The organism is Rahnella sp. CG8, from assembly GCF_023701875.1.
GTDB classification, from domain to species: Bacteria; Pseudomonadota; Gammaproteobacteria; order Enterobacterales; family Enterobacteriaceae; genus Rahnella; species Rahnella aceris.
The window spans coordinates 40,660-67,653 of the sequence record NZ_JABAED010000009.1 but is presented as its reverse complement, the minus strand read 5'-3'; the positions used below and the strand labels follow the sequence as shown (position 1 = coordinate 67,653).

The 26,994-nt window shown below is 54.1% G+C and carries 19 protein-coding genes; 10 read left to right on the top strand and 9 right to left on the bottom strand.

The features are described 5' to 3' along the window. Window positions 1-212: 212 nt before the first annotated feature. The 4 genes from gluQRS to thpR form a co-directional block, all read right to left on the bottom strand. Window positions 213-1,088: a tRNA glutamyl-Q(34) synthetase GluQRS gene (gene gluQRS / locus HGO41_RS10705; RefSeq protein WP_013576944.1), complete on the bottom strand. Its 876-nt coding sequence runs from the start codon at window positions 1,086-1,088 to the stop codon at window positions 213-215. Between the two features lie 62 nt (window positions 1,089-1,150). Beyond that, window positions 1,151-1,606: an RNA polymerase-binding protein DksA gene (dksA, locus tag HGO41_RS10700; protein ID WP_013576943.1), complete on the bottom strand. Its 456-nt coding sequence runs from the start codon at window positions 1,604-1,606 to the stop codon at window positions 1,151-1,153. Window positions 1,607-1,836: 230 nt separating this feature from the next. Next, on the bottom strand, window positions 1,837-2,571 hold the full coding sequence (gene sfsA / locus HGO41_RS10695; RefSeq protein WP_013576942.1) for a DNA/RNA nuclease SfsA: 735 nt from the start codon (window positions 2,569-2,571) through the stop codon (window positions 1,837-1,839). Window positions 2,572-2,619: 48 nt separating this feature from the next. Next, complete coding sequence (gene thpR, locus HGO41_RS10690) at window positions 2,620-3,162, bottom strand: RNA 2',3'-cyclic phosphodiesterase (protein ID WP_112150941.1); 543 nt, start codon at window positions 3,160-3,162, stop codon at window positions 2,620-2,622. 96 nt (window positions 3,163-3,258) lie between these two features. On the opposite strand from thpR, the gene hrpB reads away from it, so the two are divergent. The 6 genes from hrpB (at window position 3,259) to fhuB (ending at window position 14,843) form a co-directional block, all read left to right on the top strand. After that, window positions 3,259-5,703: an ATP-dependent helicase HrpB gene (gene hrpB, locus HGO41_RS10685; RefSeq protein ID WP_250981032.1), complete on the top strand. Its 2,445-nt coding sequence runs from the start codon at window positions 3,259-3,261 to the stop codon at window positions 5,701-5,703. Between the two features lie 190 nt (window positions 5,704-5,893). Then, complete coding sequence (gene mrcB / locus HGO41_RS10680) at window positions 5,894-8,527, top strand: bifunctional glycosyl transferase/transpeptidase (protein ID WP_112197469.1); 2,634 nt, start codon at window positions 5,894-5,896, stop codon at window positions 8,525-8,527. A gap of 296 nt (window positions 8,528-8,823) precedes the next feature. Further along, the gene (gene fhuA, locus HGO41_RS10675; protein ID WP_126125134.1) at window positions 8,824-11,046 is read left to right on the top strand and encodes a ferrichrome porin FhuA; all 2,223 of its coding nucleotides are present in this window, start codon (window positions 8,824-8,826) and stop codon (window positions 11,044-11,046) included. Window positions 11,047-11,141: 95 nt separating this feature from the next. After that, window positions 11,142-11,954 (top strand): Fe3+-hydroxamate ABC transporter ATP-binding protein FhuC, encoded by an 813-nt coding sequence (gene fhuC / locus HGO41_RS10670; protein ID WP_119262085.1) that lies wholly within the window; start codon window positions 11,142-11,144, stop codon window positions 11,952-11,954. A gap of 1 nt (window position 11,955) precedes the next feature. Beyond that, complete coding sequence (gene fhuD, locus HGO41_RS10665; RefSeq protein ID WP_037033375.1) at window positions 11,956-12,858, top strand: Fe(3+)-hydroxamate ABC transporter substrate-binding protein FhuD; 903 nt, start codon at window positions 11,956-11,958, stop codon at window positions 12,856-12,858. Continuing rightward, on the top strand, window positions 12,855-14,843 hold the full coding sequence (gene fhuB, locus HGO41_RS10660) for a Fe(3+)-hydroxamate ABC transporter permease FhuB (protein WP_250981021.1): 1,989 nt from the start codon (window positions 12,855-12,857) through the stop codon (window positions 14,841-14,843). Before fhuD ends, fhuB begins: the two co-directional genes overlap by 4 nt. A gap of 47 nt (window positions 14,844-14,890) precedes the next feature. Here fhuB and HGO41_RS10655 read toward each other — a convergent pair whose 3' ends face one another. Then, window positions 14,891-17,506, bottom strand: coding sequence for an autotransporter family protein (locus HGO41_RS10655; RefSeq protein WP_250981020.1), 2,616 nt, complete (start codon window positions 17,504-17,506; stop codon window positions 14,891-14,893). A 325-nt stretch (window positions 17,507-17,831) separates the two neighbouring features. After that, window positions 17,832-19,112, bottom strand: a complete 1,281-nt coding sequence (hemL, locus tag HGO41_RS10650) for a glutamate-1-semialdehyde 2,1-aminomutase (protein WP_112150934.1) — start codon at window positions 19,110-19,112, stop codon at window positions 17,832-17,834. A 186-nt stretch (window positions 19,113-19,298) separates the two neighbouring features. On the opposite strand from hemL, the gene clcA reads away from it, so the two are divergent. Then, complete coding sequence (gene clcA, locus HGO41_RS10645) at window positions 19,299-20,762, top strand: H(+)/Cl(-) exchange transporter ClcA (protein ID WP_013576933.1); 1,464 nt, start codon at window positions 19,299-19,301, stop codon at window positions 20,760-20,762. A gap of 88 nt (window positions 20,763-20,850) precedes the next feature. Then, window positions 20,851-21,210: an iron-sulfur cluster insertion protein ErpA gene (erpA, locus tag HGO41_RS10640; RefSeq protein WP_013576932.1), complete on the top strand. Its 360-nt coding sequence runs from the start codon at window positions 20,851-20,853 to the stop codon at window positions 21,208-21,210. 107 nt (window positions 21,211-21,317) lie between these two features. Here erpA and HGO41_RS10635 read toward each other — a convergent pair whose 3' ends face one another. The 3 genes from HGO41_RS10635 to mtnN form a co-directional block, all read right to left on the bottom strand. Beyond that, window positions 21,318-21,563, bottom strand: coding sequence for a hypothetical protein (locus HGO41_RS10635; RefSeq protein ID WP_015690401.1), 246 nt, complete (start codon window positions 21,561-21,563; stop codon window positions 21,318-21,320). A gap of 325 nt (window positions 21,564-21,888) precedes the next feature. Then, on the bottom strand, window positions 21,889-22,701 hold the full coding sequence (btuF, locus tag HGO41_RS10630; RefSeq protein ID WP_131638344.1) for a vitamin B12 ABC transporter substrate-binding protein BtuF: 813 nt from the start codon (window positions 22,699-22,701) through the stop codon (window positions 21,889-21,891). Continuing rightward, the gene (mtnN, locus tag HGO41_RS10625) at window positions 22,701-23,405 is read right to left on the bottom strand and encodes a 5'-methylthioadenosine/S-adenosylhomocysteine nucleosidase (protein ID WP_013576929.1); all 705 of its coding nucleotides are present in this window, start codon (window positions 23,403-23,405) and stop codon (window positions 22,701-22,703) included. Before mtnN ends, btuF begins: the two co-directional genes overlap by 1 nt. A gap of 183 nt (window positions 23,406-23,588) precedes the next feature. Between mtnN and dgt the strand changes: the two genes are divergently transcribed. Then, window positions 23,589-25,103, top strand: a complete 1,515-nt coding sequence (gene dgt, locus HGO41_RS10620; RefSeq protein WP_013576928.1) for a dGTPase — start codon at window positions 23,589-23,591, stop codon at window positions 25,101-25,103. A 207-nt stretch (window positions 25,104-25,310) separates the two neighbouring features. Continuing rightward, window positions 25,311-26,762, top strand: coding sequence for a serine endoprotease DegP (gene degP / locus HGO41_RS10615; protein WP_013576927.1), 1,452 nt, complete (start codon window positions 25,311-25,313; stop codon window positions 26,760-26,762). Window positions 26,763-26,994 lie beyond the last annotated feature (232 nt).

Sequence of the window (26,994 nt, the reverse complement as noted above, 5' to 3'; positions counted from 1 at the left end):
CGATTAGGTTCTCCATGAAGCGCGGCTTCGTCATGAACAGCCTTTTCTTCACGAACGACTTTATCTTCACGAACTAGCACCTTACGGCAAAAATTGGCTACTCGGGTAAAAATGGTACACCTCGATAGTGACTGAAAAAATTGACGTGACGCAAAAACAGCGGCTAATCATAGCTCACGACAGGCGCTTTGAGAATGCCGAAGTCACATCTGCTATGCATTAGCGCTCTGACGCGGTATCGCTGATGGTGTCCAGTGCGTTGTCGCCCAGCGTAATAATAAAGGCAAAGTGTAATCCTGCCAGTTTTCCGGCAACGTTTGCCCTAAAAATTTCAGCGCCTTAATGATAACCGGTCGCGGATCGCCTGCGGGCAGTGCCGGCGCGTGATTCTGCTTGGAAAGCTTGTTGCCTTCTTCATTCACCGCCAGTGGCAAATGCAGATATCCCGGCTGCGGATAACCCAGATGCCGGTACAGCGAAATCTGGCGCACGGTCGGTTCAATCAGATCCGCGCCGCGCACAATGTGATTCACGCCCTGAAAATGGTCATCGATCACTACTGCCAGATTATAGGCAAACAGCCCGTCGCGGCGACGGATAATAAAATCTTCTTCGGCCAGTTTAGGACTGGCCTGTAAATGCCCCTGAAAATCATCGTCAAAACCGTACACCGGCAACGTCTGATGCAGACGTATGGCCGCATTTTCCGGGCTGAGTTGCAGGCTGCGGCAGTGGCCGTCATAGGTGCCACCGATTTGCGCAATACGCTGGCGGGTACAGGTGCAGTAATAACTTTTTTGCTGCTGATACAGCCAGTCCAGCACGTCGCGGTAAGCGCCGTGACGTTTTGACTGCCAGAGTACATCGCCATCCCATTCCAGCCCGTAACGCTCCAGCGTTCTCAGGATACGGTCAGCAGAACCGGGGATTTCACGCGGCGGATCGATATCGTCAATGCGCACTAACCAGATGCCATTTTGTGAGCGGGCGTGCAGATAACTGCCGAGAGCGGCGATCAGGGAACCAAAATGAAGGTCACCGGAAGGTGAGGGGGCGAAACGGCCTGTGTAGTGTTGTTCTTGCGGCATACGAATGGGGACAGCGTTAAAAGGGAACGCGGTGCATGACGCACCGCGTGGAACCCGGGGACTTAGCCAGCCATCTGCTTTTCGCGGATTTCTGCCAGAGTCTTACAGTCGATACACAAATCAGCGGTAGGACGGGCTTCAAGACGGCGGATGCCAATCTCAACACCACAGGAATCGCAATAGCCGAAATCCTCGTCTTCCACTTTTTTCAGTGTTTTTTCAATCTTTTTGATCAGCTTACGTTCACGGTCACGGTTACGCAGTTCGAGGCTGAATTCTTCTTCCTGAGCGGCACGGTCTACCGGATCAGGGAAGTTTGCGGCTTCATCCTGCATGTGTGAAACGGTACGATCGACTTCATCCCTGAGCTGATTGCGCCATGCTTCAAGAATCTTTTTGAAGTGAGCCAGCTGAGCGTCGTTCATATACTCTTCGCCCGGCTTCTCTTGATACGGCTGCACCCCAGCGATAGCGAGAATGCTCAAGGACGACGTCTTACGGGTTTGGCCTTCTTGCATGATGCTTCTCCTACATAACACGCACTATGTTCATCCACTTTTCCCGTTCCGGCATAGCCGCAACGTACAGGCTTCGAACATTTCGATCCCCAACGGGGGAAAAAATCAGGCCGCTATAAATAACAGAAGGCAACGAGGTTGGCAATTATTCATCGCAGGTGCTTGACAAGCCTGTGAGGAAAAGCGTATTCGCGACCTGTTTTTTATGCCGCCGACAGGTTATTACAGGGTTATCCGAACTCTTTATGTTCACTGGCTGATATTGCCAGCAGCGGTAACCTTTTTGTGAGGCGCATACCCTCAGCAGAAAGTTCAGCACTGTAGCACATCACTTCGACACCCTTGTTTTGGACATACTTCAGTAAATCGGTATAACGCGGATCAATATGGTGTGCAGCGGATACGCTTTCAATACCTGAATGTAAAACAGCGAAGAAAAGTACCGCCCGCTGCCCCTGCTCTGCCATCGACTGTAACTCGCGTAAATGCTTCTGACCGCGCAGTGTGACTGCGTCGGGGAAGAATCCCAACCCCTCCTGCAGCAACGTGACAGATTTCACTTCAATATAGCAGTCCGGTTGATTTTCTGCCTGTAACATCAAGTCTATACGGCTGTTTTCGGCGCCGTATTTTACTTCTGTTGTTAATTTACTGTAACCGGATAATTCCGGTATTTGCTGTTCATTGATTGCCTCACGGACCAGTTGATTGGCCCGCAGCGTATTGACGCAAATCCAGTGTTTTTGTTGGGTTTCGGTCAGTTCCCAGCTGTGTGGATATTTACGTTTGAGATTGTCCGAGGTGGAATACCAGACGGTGTCGCCGGGAGTCGCGCAACCGGTCATCGCGCCGGTGTTGGCGCAGTGCAAGGTCAGTTCCGTGCCGTCCGGCGTAATCACGTCAGCGAGAAACCGTTTGTAACGTTTGATCAGCGTAGCCGATTGAAGCGCAGGCTCGAAGTGCATGAAAGTTTCCGTGTGAAATGTTCTTGTTAAAAAGAGGGCTAAAAGAGATCAGGTTGCCTGCGTATCGCCCAGCGGCCAGGTTTGCAGGCAGTGATAACGGGTGCGCCCCCGCTCAAACAGGGATTCGTACAAACTGAATTCTGTGGCGTCCAGTTGCCAGCCAGGTGTGGCCGGAGGAACCGCGACCGGACGGGTCGCATTGCGGTACAGCGACACATGCGGATGAAACGGCAGTGTACTCTGATGACAACCGTTGCGCGCAGCGTGAGATCGCAATACGGACGCCAGTTGCAACAAGGCATTGGGCGCGCGTTTTGTGCCAATCCATACCACGCCGGAGCCCGGCCAGTGGCCAATATCATCCAGTACTACGCTGAATTTCTGTCCCTGAATGCGCCCGGCGACGCGGGTCAGCGCGGCCTCTTTGAGGGCGCTGACTTCACCGAGAAACGCCAGCGTAATATGCAGATTAGCGGCTGTGACGGGGCGGCCAGTGTCCGCCGGGAAGTGGTCCGCGCGCCACTTAATCACCTGCTTTTGCATTTTTGCGGGCAGCGATAAGGCGAAAAACAGGCGGCGTTCGGCAGACATAGAGATTCCTGTGAAGACAAATCACGGCAACATGCCGGATGTGGGGCTAAATGCTACAATGCCCGCCGTTTAAAGTTAACTCTCATGGAGCATTCATTGTCTTCTTTGCCGGTCAGCGCCGTACTCGAACCGCTTTTAGCTGCACTGCAACAGGCTCAGCAGGTGCTGTTGCTTGCGCCAACCGGTGCCGGTAAATCCACCTGGCTGCCGTTGCAGTTGCTGAAACAGGCCAACCTGTCGGGTAAGATCCTGCTGCTTGAGCCGCGCCGTCTGGCGGCGAAAAATGTCGCTTTCCGTCTGGCGCAGCAACTGAATGAAACGCCGGGGCAGACAGTGGGGTATCGCATGCGTGCAGAAAGCAAAACCAGCGCGGCGACCCGTCTTGAAGTGGTGACCGAAGGCATTCTGACCCGCATGGTACAGGCTGATCCCGAACTGACCGGCGTGTCGATGGTGATCCTCGATGAATTCCATGAGCGCAGTTTGCAGGCCGATCTGGCGCTGGCATTGTTGCTCGATGTGCAGAATGCGCTGCGCGATGATTTAAAAATTCTGATTATGTCGGCCACGCTCGACAACCTGCGCCTGTCTTCTTTACTGCCGGATGCGCCAGTGATTGAATCCGCAGGCCGCAGTTTTCCGGTCGACAGGCAGTATCTTTCTCTCGCGACACACGAACGGCTGGATGAAGGCGTGGCGCGGGTAGTCAGCCGTCTGATGAGTGAAAATCACGGCTCGATGCTGCTGTTTTTACCCGGTGTGGCGGAAATCACCCGTGTACAGAATTTGCTGACCGGCAGACTGACGGACGACGTCGATCTCTGCCCGTTGTACGGTGCGCTGTCGCTGGAACAACAGCAAAAAGCCATTCAGCCCTCACCGGCCGGACGCCGCAAAGTGGTGCTGGCGACGAATATTGCTGAAACCAGTCTGACCATCGAAGGTATCCGTCTGGTGGTCGACAGTGGTCTGGAGCGCAGCGCGCAGTTTGACCCGCGCAGCGGCCTGACGCGGCTGGTAACACAACGTATCAGCCAGGCGTCGATGACCCAACGTGCGGGCCGTGCAGGTCGTCTGGAGCCGGGCTTGTGCTGGCATCTTTTCAGCAAAGAGCAGGCGGAACGCGCCAGTGCTCAGGCGGAAGCCGAAATTCTGCAAAGTGACCTGAGCAGTTTCTGGCTCGAGTTGTTGCAGTGGGGCTGTCAGGATCCGGCGCAACTTCAGTGGCTGGATATGCCGCCCCCCGCTTCGCTGTCTGCCGCAAAAAATCTTTTACAGCAGCTTGGCGCAACCGATGCGCAGGGCAAACTCACCACTGCCGGACAACGCATGGCCCGGCTTGGCTGTGAGCCGCGGCTGGCGGCGATGCTGATTTCTGCCACAGCACAAAGTCCCGATGCGCTGGCAACGTCGGCGCTGCTGGCGGCAATGCTTGAAGAACCGCCACGCGGCGGATTACCGGATATGGATTACTGGTTCAGCCGTCCGCAGGGAAACTGGCAGCGGCGGGCAAAACAACTGGCGCAGCGTACCGGCGCGAAAAGCGGTGAGCCTGATGCTTCGCTCGCGCCGTGGTTACTGGCGCGGGCGTTCAGCGATCGTATTGCCCAGCGTCGCGGCGAAGATGGCCGTTATCTGCTGGCGAACGGACTGGGGGCGTCCTTGCCGCAGGATGACGGATTAACCCGCGCACCGTGGCTGGTCGCGCCGCAGTTATTACAGGGCAACAACAGCCCGGATGCCCGTATTTTGCTGGCGATCACGCTGGATATTTCGCAACTTCCGTCGCGCCTGCCGGATGTCGTCAAAGAACAGACGGCGGTAGAATGGGATGAAGAAAAAGGCACGCTGCGCGCCTGGCGCCGCTGGCAGATCGGGCGTCTGGTGCTGAAAGCCAATCCGCTGGCAAAGCCGGACGACGGAGAGCTGCAACAGGCGCTGATCGACTGGATCCGCACGCAGGGTTTGCAGGCGCTGAACTGGCCGGTCGCCGCGGAGCAATTGCGCGTGCGGCTTCTTTGCGCCGCAAAATGGTTGCCGGAAGCCGACTGGCCTTCGGTTGACGATCAGGCTTTGCTCGACGGTCTGGAACGCTGGTTACAGCCTTCTTTACAGGGTGTACGTTCGCTGAAATCGTTGCAGCAGGTTGATTTACATGATGCCTTGCTAAGGCTGCTTGACTGGCAACAGCGTCAGCGTCTGGACAGCGCGTTGCCGACTCATTACACCGTGCCGACTGGCAGTCGTCTGCCAATCCGTTATCATGCAGACCAGCCACCGGCGCTCTCGGTGAGAATGCAGGAGATGTTCGGCGAGCAGCGTAGCCCGCAACTGGCGGAAGGGCGTGTTGCTGTGGTGCTGGAACTGCTGTCACCGGCACAGAGGCCGTTGCAGATCACCGCCGATCTGGCGGCATTCTGGCAGGGTTCTTATCGCGAAGTGCAGAAAGAAATGAAAGGGCGCTATCCGAAACATCCGTGGCCGGACAATCCGGCGCAGGCATTGCCGACGCGCCGTACCAAGAAGTCTTCAGCGCCATGATGAAATGTGCATGGAAAGAACAATTTTTCAGACATTTCTTCTGGGCGAAACATAAAGCGGGGCACAGAGTAAGCGCCTTGCGGCCTGAACTTCAGGCCAGATAGACTATCCATTTGAAATCAAAAATGAAAATGACTCAGCTAAGCAGAATCATTATGACGAACACAGCAGCACGTTGGGAGATTGACTGATGTCTGGCGATGATCGCGAGCCGATTGGCCGTAAAGGTAAACCTGCCGGGCGCAAGCCCGCGCGGGCTCGTCCCGTTCGCCGTAGCCGCCGGGATGACGACTACGAAGAATACGAAGAGGAAATCGATGACGAGTATGAGGATGATGATGACTACGAAGAAGAACGGGAGTCACGCATGAGCCGTAAAGCCCCGCCGCGTAAAGCGAACAAAGGCGGGAAGAAAAGCGCCAGGCGCCGTCTGTTCTGGTTATTAGTCAAACTGTTTGTCGTCTTCCTGATTTTGCTGGGGATTTACGCGGTTTATCTCAACAAGCAAATTCATGACCGCATCGATGGCGGCAAAGTCTGGCAGTTACCTGCGGCAGTGTATGGTCGTCAGGTCAATCTTGAGCCGGACATGCAAATCAGCAAAGCTGAAATGGTCGGATTGCTGGAAGGCACGCAGTATCGCGAAGTGACGCGCATAACCCGTCCGGGCGAGTTTACGGTTCACGCGAATTACATTGATTTGCTGCGCCGTCCGTTTGATTTTCCGGAAGGAAAAGAAGGGCAGGTCAACGCCCGCCTGATGTTTGACGGCAACAGCCTTTCCGAGATTAAAAACCTGGATAACCAGCGTGATTTCGGTCTGTTCCGCCTCGATCCGCGTCTGATCACTATGTTGCAGGCGTCCAACGCCAACGGTGAACAGCGTCTGTTCGTGCCACGTTCCGGCTTCCCTGATTTGCTGGTCGATACGCTGCTGGCCACGGAAGACCGTCATTTCTATGAGCATGACGGTATCAACTTCTATTCCATCGGTCGTGCCGTGGTGGCTAACCTCACCGCCGGTCATGCGGTGCAGGGGGGGTCAACGCTGACGCAACAGTTGGTGAAAAACCTGTTCCTGACCAACGAACGTTCGCTGAGCCGTAAAGCGCGTGAAGCGGTGATGGCGATCCTGCTGGATGCAGATTACAGCAAAGACCGCATTCTTGAGCTGTATCTGAACGAAGTGTATCTCGGCCAGAGCGGTTCTGATCAAATCCGCGGTTTCCCGCTGGCAAGCCTGTATTACTTTGGCCGTCCGGTGAACGAACTGAGTCTGGATCAGCAGGCATTGCTGGTGGGTATGGTGAAAGGTGCCTCGCTGTATAACCCGTGGCGTAATCCGCAAATGGCCTTGCAGCGTCGTAATCTGGTGCTGCGTTTGCTGGTTGATCAGAAAGTTATCGATCAGGAACTGTATGACATGCTCAGCGCGCGTCCGCTGGGCGTGCAGCCGAAAGGCGGGGTGATTTCGCCGCAGCCTGCGTTTATGCAGATGGTGCGTCAGGAACTGCAGGCTAAACTGGGCGATAAAGTTCAGGATATGTCCGGGGTGAAAATCTTCACCACGCTGGATCCGATTTCTCAGGATGCGGCGGAAAAAGCGGTCGAGGAAGGCATTCCGTTACTGCGTAAGAAAAGCGGTTTGAATGATATCGAGACGGCGATGGTGGTGGTTGACCGTTATACCGGTGAAGTGCGGGCGATGGTCGGCGGCGCGGAAACGCAGTTCGCGGGCTTCAACCGTGCGATGCAGGCGCGACGTCAGGTCGGCTCGCTGGCGAAACCGGCGACCTATCTGACCGCGTTGTCTCAGCCGGATAAATACCGGCTCAATACCATCCTTGCCGATCAGCCGCTGACGTTGAAACTGGCAAATGGTCAGACATGGTCGCCGAAAAACGATGACCATCAGTTCCGCGGTCAGGTTCTGTTGGTGGATGCCCTGGCGCGCTCGATGAACGTCCCGACAGTCAATCTGGGGATGGCCGTTGGTCTCGACAACATCACCAAAACGCTGATTGATCTGGGGATCCCTAAAGAGTCGCTGAACCAGACGCCATCAATGTTGCTGGGTGCGATTGCGTTAACGCCAATGGAAGTTGCGCAGGAATACCAGACCATTGCCAGTGGCGGCAACAAAGCGCCACTGTCAGCGGTACGCTCAGTGATTGCGGAAGACGGCACCGTGCTCTATCAGAGCTTCCCGCAGGCTGTGCGCGTGATCCCTTCTCAGGCAGCGTATCTGACGTTGTATGCCATGCAGCAGGTAGTGCAGGAAGGGACCTCGCGCGCACTGGCGAACAAGTTCCCGAAACTGCATCTGGCGGCGAAAACCGGTACGTCGAACGAACTGCGTGACAGCTGGTTTGCCGGTATCGATGGCAATCAGGTAGCGATCACCTGGGTAGGCCGCGACAACAACGGCCCGTCCAAACTGTGGGGTTCTACCGGTGCGCTGGTGCTTTACGGACGGTATCTGGAAAACGGCACACCTCAGCCCCTGGATCTGCAAATGCCGGAAGGCATCAGTACGATGAATATTGATGGCAGCGGTAACTTTGTCTGTGGCAACAGCGGTGGCTTGCTGGGCGGCAGTGGCGCGGTGCGTTCAATCCCGGTCTGGACTGATTCGCCGGACGCCATGTGTCAGGCTTCTGTGAGCGCTGTTCAGCAACAGCAACAACAGATCCAGCAGCAACAGCAACAGCAACAACAGCAGCAGCAATCCGGACAGCAGCAACAGCCACAATCTCAGGATGAGAAGAAAGACAGCAACGGCGTGGCGGGCTGGATCAAGGATATGTTTGGTTCAGGCAACTGATAATTAATTGATTCCGTAAACCTAAAAAGGGCGCAATGAAAATTGCGCCCTTTTTTATTTGTCATTCTTAATCCAAATTTACCCACCCCATTTCACATTTCCAGCAAGCAAGTCACATTCATTCCCGTTTAATTTATAAGCGTTTTTACCCACGTTTAACATGAGGATACTTTTTATTCATTCGGAAAAACCATGCATTAAATAGGCTTGCAGCCGCGTAAGCATTGAGCATAATATGCAACGTTCATAATAATAATTATCGTTTACATTCCCATTACTCTTCCAGAGATTATGCAATGGCTTCTCAATGCTCGCTTTCAACTTCAGTCCAAAAAGGTGCATTTAAGCGCCGGACGTTAGCTTTAACCCTCGCCGCTGCGCTCGGCTCTGCCGCGTTTTATGCGAGTGCAGCCACCACCGCCCCGGCAAAAGAAGACACTATAAACGTGACCAGCTCGGCAATGGCCGAAGCGGCGCCCGAATCTGCGTGGGGGCCGGCGGCCACTATCGCGGCAAAACACAGCGCGACCGGCACAAAAACCGACACGCCACTGGTGAAAACGCCACAATCTATTTCCGTGGTGACCCGTGAAGAAATGGACATGAAACAGCCTGCTTCAGTAAAAGAAGCCTTAGGCTACACGCCGGGCGTTTTCGCCAGCCGTGGCAGTTCCTCCACCTATGATGCGATCGCTATCCGCGGTTTCACATCGGTGAACACCAACCAGTATCTCGATGGCATCAAACTTCAGGGTGACAACTATTCTGAAGTGTCGATGGATCCGTACATGCTCGAGCGTGTTGAAGTGCTGCGCGGGCCGTCTTCCGTTCTGTACGGTAAGAGTAATCCGGGCGGTGTAGTCAGCATGGTCAGTAAACGCCCGACCACTGAACCGCTGAAAGAAGTGCAGTTCAAAATGGGTACAGACAACCTGTACCAGACCGGCTTTGATTTCAGCGACGCCATCGACGACGCGGGCGTGTATTCCTACCGTCTGACCGGCGTGGCGCACAGCCAGGATACTCAGCAGGAGATGGCGAAAGAGAAACGCTACGGTATTGCGCCGTCTTTCACCTGGCGTCCTGATGATAAAACCAGCTTCACTTTCCTGAGCAACTTCCAGAACGATCCGGATGCCGGTTTCTACGGCTGGTTACCGCGTCAGGGCACCGTGGTGCCGTATTACGACGCCAACGGAAAAGCACACAAGTTGCCGACCGACTTCAACGAAGGCGAAGAAAGCAACAAGATGTCCCGCAACCAGAAAATGGTCGGTTACAGCTTCGAACACGGCTTTAACGACACCTGGACCGTGCGTCAGAACCTGCGTTACACCAAACTCGATACCCAATACAAAGGCGTTTACGGCACCGGTTATGTCGGGAATGGCGTGATGAGCCGCGCGTACGTTCAGTCAAAAGAGAAACTGGCTAACTTCGATGTGGATACCCAGGCGCAGGCTAAATTTGCCACCGCAGATGTCGATCACACCTTGCTGATGGGTGTGGATTACATGCGTATGCGTAACGACATTGATGCCGATTATGGTTCCGCCAGTAATCTGAACATGAGCAACCCGCAGTACGGCAACAGTAATGTGTCCTTGTACTTCCCGTATGAAGTTCTCAACCGTCAGGAGCAAACCGGTCTGTACGCACAGGATCAGGCGGAATGGAACAAGTGGATCCTGACCGTCGGCGGTCGTTACGATTTCGCAAAAAGCTCGACGTTTACCCGTTCAAGCAACAGCGCTACGCAAATTAATGACCAACAGTTTACCTGGCGCGGCGGTCTGAATTACCTGTTTGATAACGGTATCTCCCCGTACTTCAGCTACAGCGAATCCTTTGAACCGACAGCGGGTTCTAACAAGGATGGGAAGCCGTTTGATCCATCAATCGGTAAACAGTACGAAGCGGGTGTGAAATACATTCCTAACGATCGTCCGATCAGTCTGACGGCGGCCGTATATCAGCTGACGAAAACCAAAAACCTGACCAACGATCCTACCGATCAGACGAATACCTTCAGCGTTCAGTCAGGTGAGATTCGTTCCCGTGGTCTGGAACTGGAAGCGAAAGCCGCACTCAACGCCAACATCAACATGACGGCGTCTTACACCTATACCGATGCGAAGTACACGCACGACCTTGCTTATGAAGGCAAGCGTCCTGCTGAAGTGCCTGCGAACATGGCATCACTGTGGGCGGATTACACCTTCCACGAAACTGCACTGAGCGGCCTGACTGTGGGTTCCGGCGTTCGTTACTTCGGTTCAACCTCCAGCTTCTACACGACGGGCGATAAGACTAACGAAGCCTTTAATGTTGCCGGTTACACACTGGTTGATGCGACGATCAAATACGATCTCGCACGCTTTGGTCTGCCGGGTTCTTCCGTTGGCGTGAACGTCAATAACCTGCTGGATCGTGAGTATGTGGCAAGCTGCTACCGCGATTACGCCTGTTACTGGGGCGCGGAGCGTCAGGTGGTTGCCACCGCAACCTTCCGTTTTTAAGAGTCTTCGAATAGTCAGTATGTAAGCACTAAAATCCGGGCACGCAGGTCGTGCCCGTTTCCTGTTCTCAACCCGATGTCGACGTAGAAAATCTTATGCCTGATAACAACGTACATCCGTCTTCCCCGCTGCCAGACAGCGTCTTCCGCCTGCAGGACGTGAGTTTCAGCGTCCCGGGACGCACGCTTCTCGCGCCATTATCCCTGACCTTTGCGCAGGGGAAAGTGTGTGGCCTGATTGGTCACAACGGGTCAGGAAAGTCGACGTTATTAAAAATGCTCGGGCGGCATCAGTCTGCGACATCTGGAACGATTTACCTCAATGACACGCCGCTGGCGCAGTGGGACAGCAAAGCCTTTGCGCGTCAGGTTGCCTATTTGCCGCAGCAGCTCCCCGCCGCAGAAGGCATGACAGTGCAGGAACTGGTGGCGATTGGCCGCTATCCGTGGCACGGCGCACTGGGTCGTTTCAAACATCAGGATAAAGAAAAGGTCGAAGAAGCCATTGCGCTGGTCGGCCTCAAACCGTTCGCCCGGCGTCTGGTGGACAGCCTCTCCGGCGGCGAACGTCAGCGTGCCTGGCTGGCGATGATGGTGGCGCAGGACAGCCGTTGCCTGCTGCTCGATGAACCGACCTCTGCGCTGGATATCGCCCATCAGAAAGATGTGCTGGCCTTGATCCAGCGTCTGAGCCGTGAGAAGGGCTTAACCGTGATCGCCGTGCTGCATGATCTGAACATGGCTGCCCGCTATTGCGATCAACTGATGGCGCTGCGCGGTGGTGAAATGATTGCCCAGGGCGCGCCGGAAGAGATGATGCGCGGCGATGTACTGGAACAGATTTATGGCATTCCGATGGGTATTCTGCCGCATCCTGCGGGTGGCGCGCCGGTGAGCTTCGTATACTGATATGTCTGATATTTCAAATTTTTCCGGAATCACCCGTCGTCGTCTGTTGCAGATGATGGCGCTTTCTCCGTTGCTGACCTCGGTGCCTGCGCTGTCGGCATCGCGTCCCGATCTCAGCCGCATTATTGCTCTCGAATGGTTACCGGCTGAACTGCTGATCGCACTCGGCGTGATGCCGCTGGCGATTGCCGATATCCGTAATTACAACACCTGGGTGGTTGAACCACCGCTGGCACCGGGCGTGATTGATGTCGGTCAGCGTACCGAACCCAATATGGAACTTATCCAGCAGCTAAAACCTTCGCTGCTGCTGATCACCGCCGGTTATGGTCCGACGACCAGTCAGCTCGAATCCATCGCGCCGGTTCTGGGTGTCAAAGCCAATGACGGTTCGGCAAAACCGCTCAATCTGGCCATCAGTTCCCTGCATAAACTGGCGGATCGTCTCGGTTTACAGGATCGCGCCGAAACGCATTTGCAGCTGTACCGTGACACGCTGCTGCAAACCCGCGAACAGCTGAAGCCGGTCGCGCAGCAGCCGCTGCTGTTAATCACCTTTATTGATACGCGCCACGTTCTGGTGTTTGGCATGGGCAGCATGTTCCATGAAGTGATGGGTGAGCTCGGGCTGACCAACGCCTGGGCCGGGGAAGGCAGTTTCTGGGGCAGCGTATCGGTCGGCGTCGAGCGCCTGACCAGTATTAAAAACGCCCGCGTATTGTGTTTCGAACACGACAACGCCGACATGATGGAGGCAGTAGCAAAAACGCCGCTGTGGAAATCCATGCCGTTTGTGCGCGCGAACCAGTTCAGCATCGTGCCCGCCGTCTGGTATTACGGAGCAACCTTCAGCGCGATGAATTTCTGTAAAATTCTCACCAGCACTCTGGGGAAACCGGTATGAACCGCCGTTCACTCAGCGTTTCGCTGACTCTCCTTATACTTCTGGCGCTGGCCGCCGGTGTGCTCAGTCTCTACAACCTGAATCAGCAACTGCCTTATGCACAGTGGCGCGGGGCGTTGTGGCAGCCTGATATCGATAATGTCCAGCAGATGCTTTTCCATTACAGCCTGCTGCCGCGCGTCGCTGTGGCCTTGCTGGCCGGTGCCGGGCTGGGGCTGGTTGGTTTGCTGTTCCAGCAGGTATTACGTAATCCGCTGGCAGAGCCCGCGACGCTGGGTGTTTCGGCAGGCGCGCAGCTCGGCCTGACGGTCGCCACGTTGTGGGCACTGCCGGGCGGGATGATCACCCAGCAGTTTGCCGCCATGGCTGGCGCGGTGGTGATTGGTGCACTGGTGTTCGGCATCGCCTGGGGCAAACGCATGTCACCGGTCACGCTGATCCTCGCCGGTCTGGTGCTGGGCTTGTATTGCGGAGCGGTGAATGGCCTGATTGGCATCTTCAACTACCAGAACCTGCAAAGTCTGTACATGTGGAGCAGCGGGGCGCTGAACCAGCAGGACTGGGATATCGCGAACTTCCTGCTGCCGCGGGTGATTATCGTCTGGCTGCTGGCGTTTCTGTTGCAGCGTCCGATGACGCTCCTGGGGCTGGATGATGGCGTCGCCAAAAATCTTGGCCTCGGCCTGTCAGCGGCGCGTCTTGCTGTGCTGACGCTGGCGATTTTAATGAGTGCGCAACTGGTCAATGCGGTCGGGATCATCGGTTTTATCGGCCTGTTTGCCCCGCTTCTGGCGAAAATGCTCGGTGCACGTCGTCTGGCTGCACGGCTGATCATTGCGCCGGTTATCGGTGCGCTGCTGCTTTGGCTTACCGATCAGGTGATGCAAACCCTCACCACCTTTTGGATGGAGATTCCTACCGGTGCCGCGACAGCGCTGGTGGGCGCGCCGCTGCTGTTATGGCTGCTGCCGCGTTTACGCAATAACATGACACCGCCGCCAATGGATCAGGGCGATCACGTACCGGTTGAACGTCAGCATCTGGTGCGCTGGGTGTCACTGGCGCTCGCCGTGCTGTTACTCGGGCTGATGGTTGCACTGATGGCCGGACGCAATGCCACTGGCTGGAGCTGGTCCACCGGTGCAGATTTACAGGCGCTGCTGCCGTGGCGTTTGCCGCGCGTGATGGCGGCGCTGGCTGCGGGTATTATGCTGGCGTCATCCGGTGTGCTGATCCAAAAACTGACCGGTAATGCGATGGCAAGCCCGGAAGTGCTGGGGATCAGTTCCGGTGCGGCGACCGGCGTGGTGGTGATGATGTTTATCGTCCCGGACGATGCCTTTGTCTGGCTGCTGCCTGCGGGCAGTGCGGGTGCGGCGCTGACGTTGCTGGTGATTATGGTGGCCTCGGGGCTGCGAAGTTTTTCGGCCGAACGTATGTTACTGACCGGTATCGCGCTCAGTACCGCTTTCACCACGCTGATGACGTTGCTGCTGGCGAGCGGCGATCCGCGAATGGGTGGCCTGCTGACCTGGCTTTCAGGTTCAACCTATTCCGTATCCGCTGAAGCCGCCTGGCGAACGCTGATTCTGGCCGGGGTGCTGATGGTTCTTGTGCCATTCTGCCGCCGCTGGATAAATATTTTACCGCTGGGGAGCGTGACCGCGAAATCAGTCGGACTGGCGCTGACGCCTACCCGCCTGGCGATTTTACTGCTGGCGGCGGTGATGACTGCGGCGGCAACGCTGACTGTCGGGCCGCTGAGTTTTGTCGGGCTGATGGCACCCCATATGGCGCGCATGATGGGCTTTCGCCGGGCGGTTCCGCAGTGGATGGTCGCCAGTATTCTCGGCGGGTTGTTGATGGTCTTTGCGGACTGGTGCGGACGGATGATCATTTTCCCGGATCAGATCCCGGCTGGTCTGCTCGCCACCTTTATCGGTGCGCCGTACTTTATTTATCTGCTGAGAAAGCAGGCGAATTAACAAAAAAGGGCGCTCCGGTGAGCGCCCTTAATATCGTCAGTGTGGACTTAAAAGTTAACTTTCACGCCTACGGCTGCCTGATAATTGGTGTAATCGTTCTCGCCAATATAAGAGCCAGCCTGTCCCCAAATCTGCATATTTTCAGCGGCTTTTCCGGTCAGGCCGACACGTAACCCGTAGCGATTTTCCGGCATATCATTACTCACGGCATCACCGTTAAAGTTCAGGGAGTCAACGTACTGACCGTTTTCCCAATTCGCTTCAACGTAAGGGATCAGGGCATTGTTATCCGTGATACTCCGGTTTGATAAGCGAACCCCAGTCCGGCTTAGCAATGAATCGTCAGTGCCACCAGCGATTCGGCTGCCATTGGTTTCGGTATGATTTTCACTGTCATAGCGGTTATAGATGACCTGCACCTGAGGCTCAACCGTCCATTCACGGGATGAGGACTGGCCGAAAGCCAACAGATATCCTGTTTCCACTGAAGCCTGTACACCCTGGCTGCTGTAGTTTTCCGGGTCCAGACCGTTGCCTTGTACGCTATTGTCATACCAGGCATATTGCGCCCAACTGTCGACATACCAGCCTTTCTGATATTTCGCATCCTGATACCAGGTGGCGTAGGCGCCGAGGCTGTAACCGTTGACCTTACCGGTTGCTCTGTAATGACTACCGTCAGCATTAGATTTGGTTCTGCTGTCCCCTATACCCGCCATAATACCTAACTGGTACTGGCCACCCTGTATTGTATCCTCAGTCAGGAGGCTGGTTCCCAATTGCAGGGTTGTAATGTTGGTATCCAGTGACAAATCACCGTCCGCAGCATTGAGACTGGTGGCGTCATTATGAATCAGTAGCCATGCACGTTCATCGCTGCTCTTTTGTGCGGTGCCCCGGTCATGCAACTGCAAAGTGAACATACGCTGTGCCGCCAGCTGGTTACCGAGATAAGCGCCGGTTTCAGGACGATAAAGCGATGGTTCAGGAACCGGAACCGGATCGGGAATTGGGTCAGGGGTCGGAACCGGATCGGGAATTGGGTCAGGAGTCGGTTCGGGAGCAGGATCAGGGACAGGATCCGGTTCAGGCGTTGGGTCTGGGGCGGGTGTCGGATCCGGCGTTGCTGCTGACATCAGATACCAACTCCCATCGTTTTCATTTTGAAATAAATTGTATTCATAAGCCCCGGCAACCGCACGATTTCCCAGCGAGAACTGCCCGGCAGAAGTGCCACCGACACTGATCACTTCCATACCTTGCAGGGTTTCCGACCCCATTCCGCCGATATTATTGACGGTCAGGGAGGATTGCCCGTAGCTATTACCCTGAATCACCAGTTTATCGGTAAGAGATTCATCGCCGCCAAGCTCACTGTTGATAACAACAGCGCCGTTATCACCTGTATAGTCGCCAGCAATGATATAGGTATTTCCGGTCTGCCCCCCGCCCAGCAACAATGTGCCGGCGTTATTCATATTCCCTTGTAACGTTGTCGTACCTGCTGCTGCCGATTCATTGCCGGCCAGGGCGTTATAGGCCATAACGGTACCGCTGTTATGAATGTCGCCCGTGACCGTACCCGTTGAAGCAAACCAGGCACTTTCCGCGATATTAATTTCTGGTGTCGTCAGGGAACCCGTTGTATCAACCAACATTCCTCCACCGCTATTAATCAGGGTCTTACCTGCCGAGGTGACATTGCCGCTCAGGGTCAGCACGCCGCTGTTAACAAGCAATGTGGATTCATCGCTGCCGGTGAGATTGATATCACCGGACAGCGTCCAGGCATTGCCATCCATCGTCAGTGTTTTGAACCCCGTGCTGGCAGAAGAGCCGGTAAAGTTGGCATCTTCAGTACCCGTTTCATAAAGCATCAGGGTGTTAGTGTCGGCGGTGCTGCTGATAACGTCGCCATTGAGCATGGATCCGGTACTCAGTGTCAGTGAGTTGCTGCCTGTGCCTGAGAAACGAATAGCGGCTTCTTGTCCGGTGATAGTTCCGTAATTAGTAATGTCGAAACTTGCGGTATCCGAAATTGCAATGCCTGAACCCTGCTCAGAGCTTATTATTCCCCCGGCCTGATTGATAATTGCCCCTTCGGCATTTCCCCTGCCGACAACGCCATTTACCCTGCCGGTGATAATTCCTGAATTCAGCAGCTGGCTTTGCGGATCTCCGGCTGTTTTGGCGTTGAAAACCACGCCATAGCCTGTGCTTTCTACCTGACCAACTTCACTGTTGTTAAAGTCTCCTCCGCTATTAAAATAGACAGCCGTGCGTGTACTGTCAGGGTTCGATGCGGTTATTGTGCCGTGGTTGTTGACGGTTGAGAATTTCGCGAGATAAATAGCGTCGGATTGAGAATCAATATTGCCCGAGTTATTGACTACCCCGGTGCCTTTCATATTTACAGCCGCATCGACACCGCCGAGTTCGGTTCCGGTCGCTGTAATATCGACATTATTAATCAGGGTTGAATCGTTTCCATTAAATACAATCCCGCTCTTTCCTGTTACGTCAGTAGAGTAGAGAAATACGCCCTCTTCATAGGGGCGCATGTCTAACGTATTCCCATCACCGTTAACAACTATCGCAGCACCCGTGAGGTCGGTATAGCTTTCGGTAGGCCTGAAGTATTCGTTAGTACCATTGTATGACATCGTTGTCAGGCCTGTTCCTGCGGGGGGCGATTGTACGGACGGTGAGGATGCCATCGCTGAAGAAAGACTTTGTGTTAAGAAAATTAGAAGTGCGGTATACAGTGCGATGCTGAGTAAGCAAAGCCTGGAGTTAACAGGTAAATTAACCGTTGTTGGAGAAATTAAATATTTTTTATAGTCCATATAAATATAATTCCTTTATGGTATTCATTTTACGAATGAATATTATGAATGGCTGGAATTATATTTTTTAAAATTTTTTAAATGAACTTAATAATATATTAACCAGGGGAGATCTCCCCCTGGTTATTTTTAAAACTTAAAGTTACAGCTTAGCGAAACAACGACGAGCGGCATCAATCGTGCGCTGAATATCTTCCGGCGTATGCGCGAGAGACATAAAGCCTGCTTCGAAGGCGGAAGGGGCCAGGTAAACGCCTTCTTCCAGCATCAGATGGAAGAACTTCTTAAAGCGCTCAACGTCGCATTTCATCACGTCCTGATAGCAGGTCACGGTTTCTGTATCGGTGAAGAACAGCCCGAACATGCCGCCGACGTGGTTCACCACGAACGGAATATTTTCTTTTTGTGCCGCGTCCAGCAAGCCTTCGGCCAGTTGGGTGGTGCGTTCGGTCAGGGTCTGATGTACGCCCGGTTGCGCGACCTGCGTCAGGCAGGCAATACCGGCCGCCATGGCAATCGGGTTACCGGAAAGCGTGCCTGCCTGATAAACCGGACCGGTCGGTGCCAGCGCTTCCATCACGTCGCGGCGTCCGCCAAATGCGCCCACCGGCATGCCGCCGCCGATGATTTTACCCAGACAGGTCAGGTCAGGCATCACATCGTAATACTCCTGAGCACCACCCAGTGCGACGCGGAAACCGGTCATCACTTCGTCGATGATCAACAGTGCGCCAAATTCATCACAAATTGCGCGCAGACCCGGCAGGAATTCCGGTAATGGCGGCACGCAGTTCATGTTGCCTGCGACCGGCTCCACGATGATGCAGGCGATGTCGTCAGGGAATTGCTCGAATGCAGCACGGACGGAATCGAGATCGTTATAGGTACAGGTCAGCGTATGTTTGGCGAAATCAGCCGGGACACCCGGCGAGTTCGGCTGGCCGAGGGTCAGCGCGCCGGAACCGGCTTTCACCAGCAGGCAGTCGGCGTGGCCGTGATAGCAGCCTTCGAATTTAACGATTTTATCGCGATGGGTGAAACCACGCGCCAGACGGATCGCGCTCATCGTCGCTTCGGTGCCGGAGTTCACCATACGCACCATGTCCATGCTAGGCACCAGGCCGGTCACCAGTTCGGCCATTTTCACTTCCATCTCGGTCGGTGCACCAAAGCTCAGGCCGCGCTCAGCCGCCTCAATCACCGCATTGCGGATTTCGGCGTTGTTATGGCCAAGCACCATCGGTCCCCATGAACCCACGTAGTCAATGTAGGCTTTACCATCGGCATCAAACAGGAAAGCGCCGTCAGCGCGCGCGATGAATAAGGGGACGCCGCCAACGCCGGAGAAGGCACGTACCGGCGAGTTAACACCGCCCGGGATTAGCGCTTGCGCCTGCGTGAACAGACTTTCTGACTTACTCATTATTCGGCTCCTGAATTGCTGGGTTCAATATGTCACGGAAAGATTAATGCGCCCATTCTAGTGAACTGAGCGGCGTTATCAAACCGCTAACCGTGCGGCATTTTGTTGCAGATCCTGTCAGGACGCCAATTTGTATGATTAAATCCATCCATCTTCCATAACATTTTTTATATTTCCCTTTCTGAGATGAATGAATCAGACACTGAAATTTTAGCGGATGCGCCCGTGCGCGGCCCGCGCAAACGCAGCGAAATCCTGCGCCTTTTACTGCGTCGTGATAAAACGCCGGTCACCATTTTGCTGGTCGCCGCAGTGGTCGGTACGGTTGCCGGCTTACTCGGCGTGGCTTTTGAGAAAGCAGTGAACTGGGTGATGGCGGTCCGGCTTGCCGGGCTGGGCGTCTTCAATGATTACTGGATCCTGCTGTGGCCGCTGACATTTGTGTTTTCTGCCGCGCTGGCGATGGTCGGCTATTATCTGGTCCGGTGTTATGCGCCTGAAGCGGGCGGTTCGGGGATCCCTGAAATCGAAGGCGCACTGGAGGAATTACGGCCGGTGCGCTGGTGGCGGGTGATCCCGGTGAAATTCTTTGGCGGCATGGGCACGCTGGGTGCGGGTATGGTGCTGGGAAGGGAAGGGCCAACCGTGCAGATGGGCGCGAATGTCGGGAAAATGATGGTCGATATTTTCCGGCTGCGCAGCGCGGAGGCGCGGCATTCGTTGCTGGCTACCGGCGCGGCGGCCGGGCTTTCTGCGGCATTTAACGCACCGCTCGCCGGTATCCTGTTCATTCTCGAAGAGATGCGCCTGCAGTTCCGTTACAGCCTGATCTCGATAAAAGCGGTGTTTATCGGCGTGATCATGTCGAGTATCGTTTTCCGTATTTTTAACGGCGACGGCGCGGTGATTGAAGTCGGCAGGCTGGCGAGTGCGCCGCTCAATACGCTGTGGTTGTATCTGGTGCTGGGCATGGTCTTTGGTGTGGTCGGCGTCAGTTTCAATGCGCTGATTTTCCGCACACAGGATATGTTTGCCCGTGTACATGGCGGAAATCTGCGAAAAATCCTGATCATCGGCGGCATGTTGGGCGGATTCTGCGGCCTGCTCGGGCTGGTGCATCAGGAAGTCACCGGTGGCGGATTTGCGTTGATCCCGCTGGCGGCGGCAGGAAAATACAGCCTGATGATGTTGCTGGTGATCTTTGTTGTCCGGGTGGTGACTACGCTGCTGTGCTTTGCCTCCGGCGCACCGGGCGGGATTTTCGCTCCGATGCTGGCGCTGGGCACTTTGCTCGGCACCGCATTCGGTACCGCCGCACTGGCGTGGTTTCCGCAATATGGTATTCAGCCTGCCACCTTTGCCATCGCCGGGATGGGCGCGTTATTTGCCGCCAGCGTGCGTGCACCGCTGACGGGTATCGTGCTGGTACTGGAGATGACCGATAATTATCAGCTGATTTTACCGATGATCATTACCTGTCTGGGCGCGACCCTGCTGGCGCAATTTCTGGGGGGTAAGCCCTTGTATTCCGCCATATTGACCCGCACCTTACAGAGGCAGGAACGTGAGAACGCGGAAAAAGCGCAGGGTGAGATCGCCGCTGAAGGCATCAATAAGCAGGACAGCGCAGCCAAAAATGCCCATACTTGAAGCATTAACTCAGGTATAAGATAATGAGTATATTATTCAGACAGTCAATCCGGCGGCCTGAACAAATGCGGATTGGGAGTGAGAAATTATGAGTGAAGCATTGTTGAATGAAACAACCGCGTTGCCGTTACAGTTTACTGAGGCCGCGGCGCGTAAGGTGAAAAACCTGATTTCCGACGAAGAAAACCCGAACCTGAAACTGCGCGTGTACATCACCGGTGGGGGTTGCAGCGGTTTCCAGTACGGTTTCACCTTTGACGACAAAATTAATGACGGCGACATGACCATCGAAAAAGCCGGTGTGGCGCTGGTGGTTGACCCGATGAGCCTGCAATATCTGGTTGGCGGTTCGGTGGATTATACCGAAGGTCTGGAAGGTTCACGTTTTGTGGTGACCAACCCGAATGCAAAAACGACATGCGGTTGCGGTTCTTCCTTTAGTATCTAAATATCCGTCTTAAAGAAAAAGCCCGTTTGCTATGCAGACGGGCTTTTTTTATGTTGAAACCGTCGGTGTGAACAGGGTGCTCAGGTAAGTGAGCATTCACAAGGGGGTTACCATTCGACAGTCACCAGCTTCGAACCGATGCTAATTCCCGGCACGGCATTAAGCATGATTTCGCTGATATGCGGTTGCATCATCGTGTGGCTGGCGCAGATGACGGAAGTGCCTGTGCGCGCAGCATCAATCTTGCAACCCGGCAGGATGGTCAGGCTGACGCCAATCTGACCGCCCGCCATGCCCGCAACAGCCGACAGCGGGATCAGTGCGAGCAGCGCACTGAGTAAAAGAGCTTTCATTATTGTTATTCCTGCTGGTGTAGTTCAACAAAATCAGCCTGGCTGAAAAGGTTATCGGTCTAAATTTTACGGCCTTTAATCCAGATTTCTTATGATCGGGAAATAAGTCACGTTTTTATCGTGTATCGCGCCGTTATTCTTATTATTTCGTCTGTAATACAAAGAGATAATGTTAAATCGAGGGCTGGCAACGTACGTAGGATTTTACGCCGGACATGTTACCAGATGACAGGGCAGAATTATTGATTTCGGTTAATAAAGCAACAATTCGGAAAAGCGCCATGCCGGTATTTCGCGGGGGCATGGCTAAATAGTTAGTAAGCATTCACCCCTGAGGCAAGGCTGCAAGCTGCGGGCAAAGTTGTTGTGCGGCAAGAAGAATACGCGGCCCTGCGCGGCTGAACCAGTCAGGATCCAGTGCGATAACCTGCGCGCTGAGCATGGAACGCCAGTAATCCTCGATCACCTGTTTTTGTGATTTTCCGCCCGATATAACAATAACCTGAGGATGACGGCTTAAAACCTGTTCCCGGCTGACCTGAGGCCAGGGCACACGACTGTCGGCGAAAATATTTTTTGCACCACAGACGTTAAGCACTTCACTTTGCATTGTGGTCGCGGCGGCAGTAAACAGCGGCTGGGTGCCGAACTGAATAAAGGCAGAAACCGGCTTTTGGCGATGATATTTCAGCTTCAGCGCCTGCCATTGCTGGCGAAAATCAGCAGCGGCGCGTTTTGCGCTTTCCGGAGAAGGGCTGTACGCCGCAAGTTGTTCCAGCGCTTGTGCCACCTGTTCCGCATTTTGCGGATCAAGATAGATAACGTGGATACCCAGCGAAATCAGCTGATCCAGCGGACGTTGCGGGTTACCGCCACGCCAGGCGAGAACTACATCAGGTTTCAGCGTCACAATACGTTCGACGTTGATTCCCTGCCAGTTCGCCACCTGCTCAAGCTTGCTGGCCTGTGGCGGGTAATCGGAGTAAGCACTAACTCCGATTACCTGATCGCCCAGACCGGCGGCAAATGCCAGTTCTGTCAGATTGGGTGCCAGACTGATCACCCGTTGGGCCGGCGCCGCAGTTGCTGCCACAGGCAGCAGCAGGCAACTCAGTATGAGGCCGAACCGGCGCATCATTATTCTTCGCCAGCCGCCAGCGCTGTCAGCATCGCATCTACCATCAGGGTGGATTGCTGTGCGGCAACCACCAGGAATTCTTCAAAGCTCAGGTGGGATTCACCATCAGCAACATCAGAAATTGCGCGAACGACCACGAACGGGGTACCGAACAGGTGGCAAACGTGACCGATAGCCGCGGCTTCCATTTCGACAGCAGCAACATTCGGGAAGGTTGCGCGGATACGTGCCAGAGGCGCTGCGCCATTGATGAACGCATCGCCACTGCAAACCAGACCGCGTACGGCGTTCAGGTTGAGTTCACGGATACAGTTTTCTGCCAGTTCAATCAGCGCCGGATCAGCAGTGAACGCAGGCGGGCAACCGGCCATCTGGCCCGGTTCATAGCCAAACGCGGTGACGTCAGCATCGTGATAACGCACTTCATCAGACACGACGATATCACCGACTTTCAGGGTTTTCGCCAGCCCGCCTGCGGAACCGGTATTGATCACCACGTCAGGACGGCAATGTTCCAGCAGCAATGTGGTGCCCATGGCGGCAGACACTTTACCAATGCCGGATTTAAGCAGCGCCACGTCCACACCGTTTAACTGGCCAGTATAGATTTCGCAGCCTGCGCGTTCGATAGTCTGACGGTTGATAATCTTGTCGCGCAGCAGGGTCACTTCCTGCTCCATTGCACCGATAATGCCTACTTTCATATGAATACTCGCAGATGTGGTTGGAATGAGCCGCAGCGTGTGCGGAATTGACGGTTTAATCACGAAAACAATGTGCGATAGTCTATCATGGCTAAAGGTAAGAAATAATCCGTTTGGGGTGCAGGTTGCTACTGCAAAAAGCGCGTCGGTTTGATGTGTGAGTGGCTGAAAAGGTGGGAAATCATGTCCGGGATCGATTTTAAAACGAAATTCAATTTTCAGCGTCCTTTCAGCGCCCCGATCGAGGCACGCGATGACTATGATGTCGTCCGTCAGTTCGAAAGCGATCGCGGGCGCATTATCAACTCGGCTGCCATCCGCCGTCTGCAACAAAAGACTCAGGTTTTTCCGCTGGAGAAAAATGCTGCCGTCCGCAGTCGTCTGACCCATTCCCTTGAAGTTCAGCAGGTTGGCCGTCACATCGCCAAAGAGATCCTCCACCGTTTGCGCAGGCAGAACAAGCTTGAGGCTTACGGGCTGGACGAGGTGACCGATCCCTTTGAAAGCGTGGTAGAAATGGCGTGCCTGATGCACGACATCGGTAATCCGCCATTTGGCCATTTTGGTGAATCCGCCATTAACAACTGGTTTGCTAAGCGGATGGACACCGCCGGTTGCGGCGAAACACCACAGGAAACGGATGCCTGTCTGGTGACGTGTTTGCGCCTGACGCCAGACGATGCTGAACTGAACCAGCTGCGCAGTAAAATCCGCTACGACCTGTCTAATTTTGAAGGCAATGCGCAGGCCATCCGGCTGGTCTTCACCTTGCTGAAACTCAATCTGACTTACAGCCAGACCGCCTGCATTCTGAAATATACCCGCCCTGCGTATTCAATGACTAAACTTCCTTCACATGATTACCTGATGAAAAAACCGGGTTTTTATCTGGCGGAAGAGCCGTTCATCAAAAAACTGCGCAGTGAACTCGGGCTGGGTGAATTTAACCGCTTTCCGCTTACCTACATTATGGAAGCGGCCGATGATATTTCTTACTGCATTGCCGATCTGGAAGATGCGGTTGAGAAAAGTATTTTCAGCGTGGAACAGCTTTATAATTATCTGTGCCGTGAGTGGGGCGCGATAGAGAAAAATGACTTCTTCGATAAAGTGGTTCGCACTGCTTACGAGAAAATGGATAAAGCGAAAACGTTCCGTAATCCGGTGGATTACTTCTTTATGGAACTGCGCGTTCAGACGGTGAAACAACTGGTGCCGCATGCTGCCCGCCGGTTCATTGATAATATAGAAGATATTTATCAGGGTACCTTTAATCATGCGTTGCTGGAAGATGACAGCCAGGCCAACCGGTTGTTAGAGATTTATAAAGCGGTGGCCTTCAAACAGGTATTCAATCATCACGAAGTGGAGGAGCTGGAATTACAAGGATATCGGGTGATCAGCGGATTACTTGATATTTATAGCCCGTTGCTGGATATGCCATTGACCGATTTTAACCAGCTAGTTCAGGAGGATACGCACAGGAAATATCCGATTGAAACCCGTCTGCTGCATAAGATTTCAGCCAAACATCGTCTGGCTTACAACAATGCCGTGGCGGCGCTGGAAGGATTACCGGTCGCGGAACATGCCGCGCAGGAGTTTTATTACCGTGCGCGAATGATTCAGGATTATATCAGCGGAATGACTGACCTTTATGCATACGATGAATACAGAAGACTCATGGCGGCTGAGTAATTTGTTTTAAAAAGACAAATTGAACTCTCTTTAATTTTCTTTACGGAACTGTTTGAAAAAACGCCATTTGTAAATGCTGACAATAATTTTTTACCATTGTCATTTCGACCCTGATGAACTTCACGCTATTAATACCATCTCAGTATCACGACTACCAAGCAATGCGACTATTTTGGTTGCCACAATAATTTTAAGAGATCCTGAAAAATGAAAAAATCGAGTTTATTCCTCAGCGCATTAGCGTTAAGCATCGGTATGGCAATGGCCCCGGTTTCTTCTGCACTGGCTGCTGAAACTGCGTCTTCCAGCACCAGCACCACTCAGCTTCCTAGCCTGGCACCTATGCTTGAAAAAGTGATGCCATCGGTGGTGAGCGTCAACGTTGAAGGCAGTGCGCCGGTAAAAACACCACGCATGGGTCAGCAGTTCCAGCAATTCTTTGGTCAGAATTCGCCGCTGTGCCAGGACGGTTCGCCGTTCCAGGGTTCTCCGGTGTGTCAGGGCGGCGGTCAGGGGCCTGACGGTCAGCCTGCGCCTGAACAGAAAGAAGATTTCCGCGCGCTGGGTTCCGGCGTCATCATTGATGCCGACAAAGGTTATGTGGTCACCAACAACCACGTCGTTGATAACGCAACCAAAATCAGCGTACAGCTGAACGATGGCCGTAAGTTCGACGCCAAAGTCATCGGCAAGGACCCGCGTTCTGATATCGCGGTGATTCAGTTACAGAATGCGAAAAACCTGACGGCCATTAAGATGGCGGATTCCGAACAACTGCGTGTGGGCGATTACACCGTGGCTATCGGTAACCCGTATGGTCTGGGCGAAACCGTGACTTCCGGTATCGTTTCTGCACTGGGTCGTTCCGGCCTGAATATTGAGAACTACGAAAACTTCATCCAGACGGATGCCGCGATCAACCGCGGTAACTCCGGTGGTGCGCTGGTGAACCTGAATGGTGAACTGATTGGCCTTAACACGGCGATCCTGGCACCGGACGGCGGCAACATCGGTATCGGTTTTGCGATCCCAAGTAACATGGTGAAAAACCTGTCCAAACAAATGATCGAATTCGGTCAGGTGAAACGCGGCGAGCTGGGCATCATGGGGACCGAGCTGAACTCCGAACTGGCGAAAGCCATGAAAGTTGACGCACAGCGCGGTGCATTCATCAGTCAGGTCATGCCGAAATCTGCCGCAGAGAAAGCGGGCATTAAAGCCGGTGACGTGATCCTGAGCATGAACGGTAAACCGATCAGCAGCTTCGCCTCGTTCCGTGCTGATATCGGCACCCTGCCAATCGGCACCAAAGTGACGCTCGGCCTGCTGCGTGAAGGCAAACCGATGAACGTTGACGTGACCATTGAGCAAAGCACTCAGACATCGAAAATCGAATCCGGCAACATTTATACCGGCATCGAAGGGGCTGAACTGAGTAACGGTGCGGCAGGTGATCAGAAAGGTGTGAAAGTCGATGAAGTGAAGCCGGGTTCAACGGCCGCGCGCATCGGCCTGAAAAAAGGCGACGTCATTTTGGGTGTGAACCAGCAGAAAGTGACCAATCTGGGCGAGCTGCGTAAAATTCTCGACACCAAACCAAACGTTCTGGCGCTGGATATTCAGCGTGGTGATACCTCAATTTACCTGCTGGCGCAGTAATTTCCGCCTGCTATACCTCACACAAAGCACGCTCGGGCGTGCTTTTTTTTGCCTGTCTTTCAGTGACTCTCATCAATCATGTGGATTTTGCCGGGCCGGTTGGGCATTTGCTTAAAAATGTGATATTCCCCGCAACTTCAATAGGTGCTTTCGCTCTTTGGGCATTTGCATAATGTATGGGCATCGCGGCCTGAGTATGCTGTTTTAACAACGATAAAACAGCAAGGCAGGG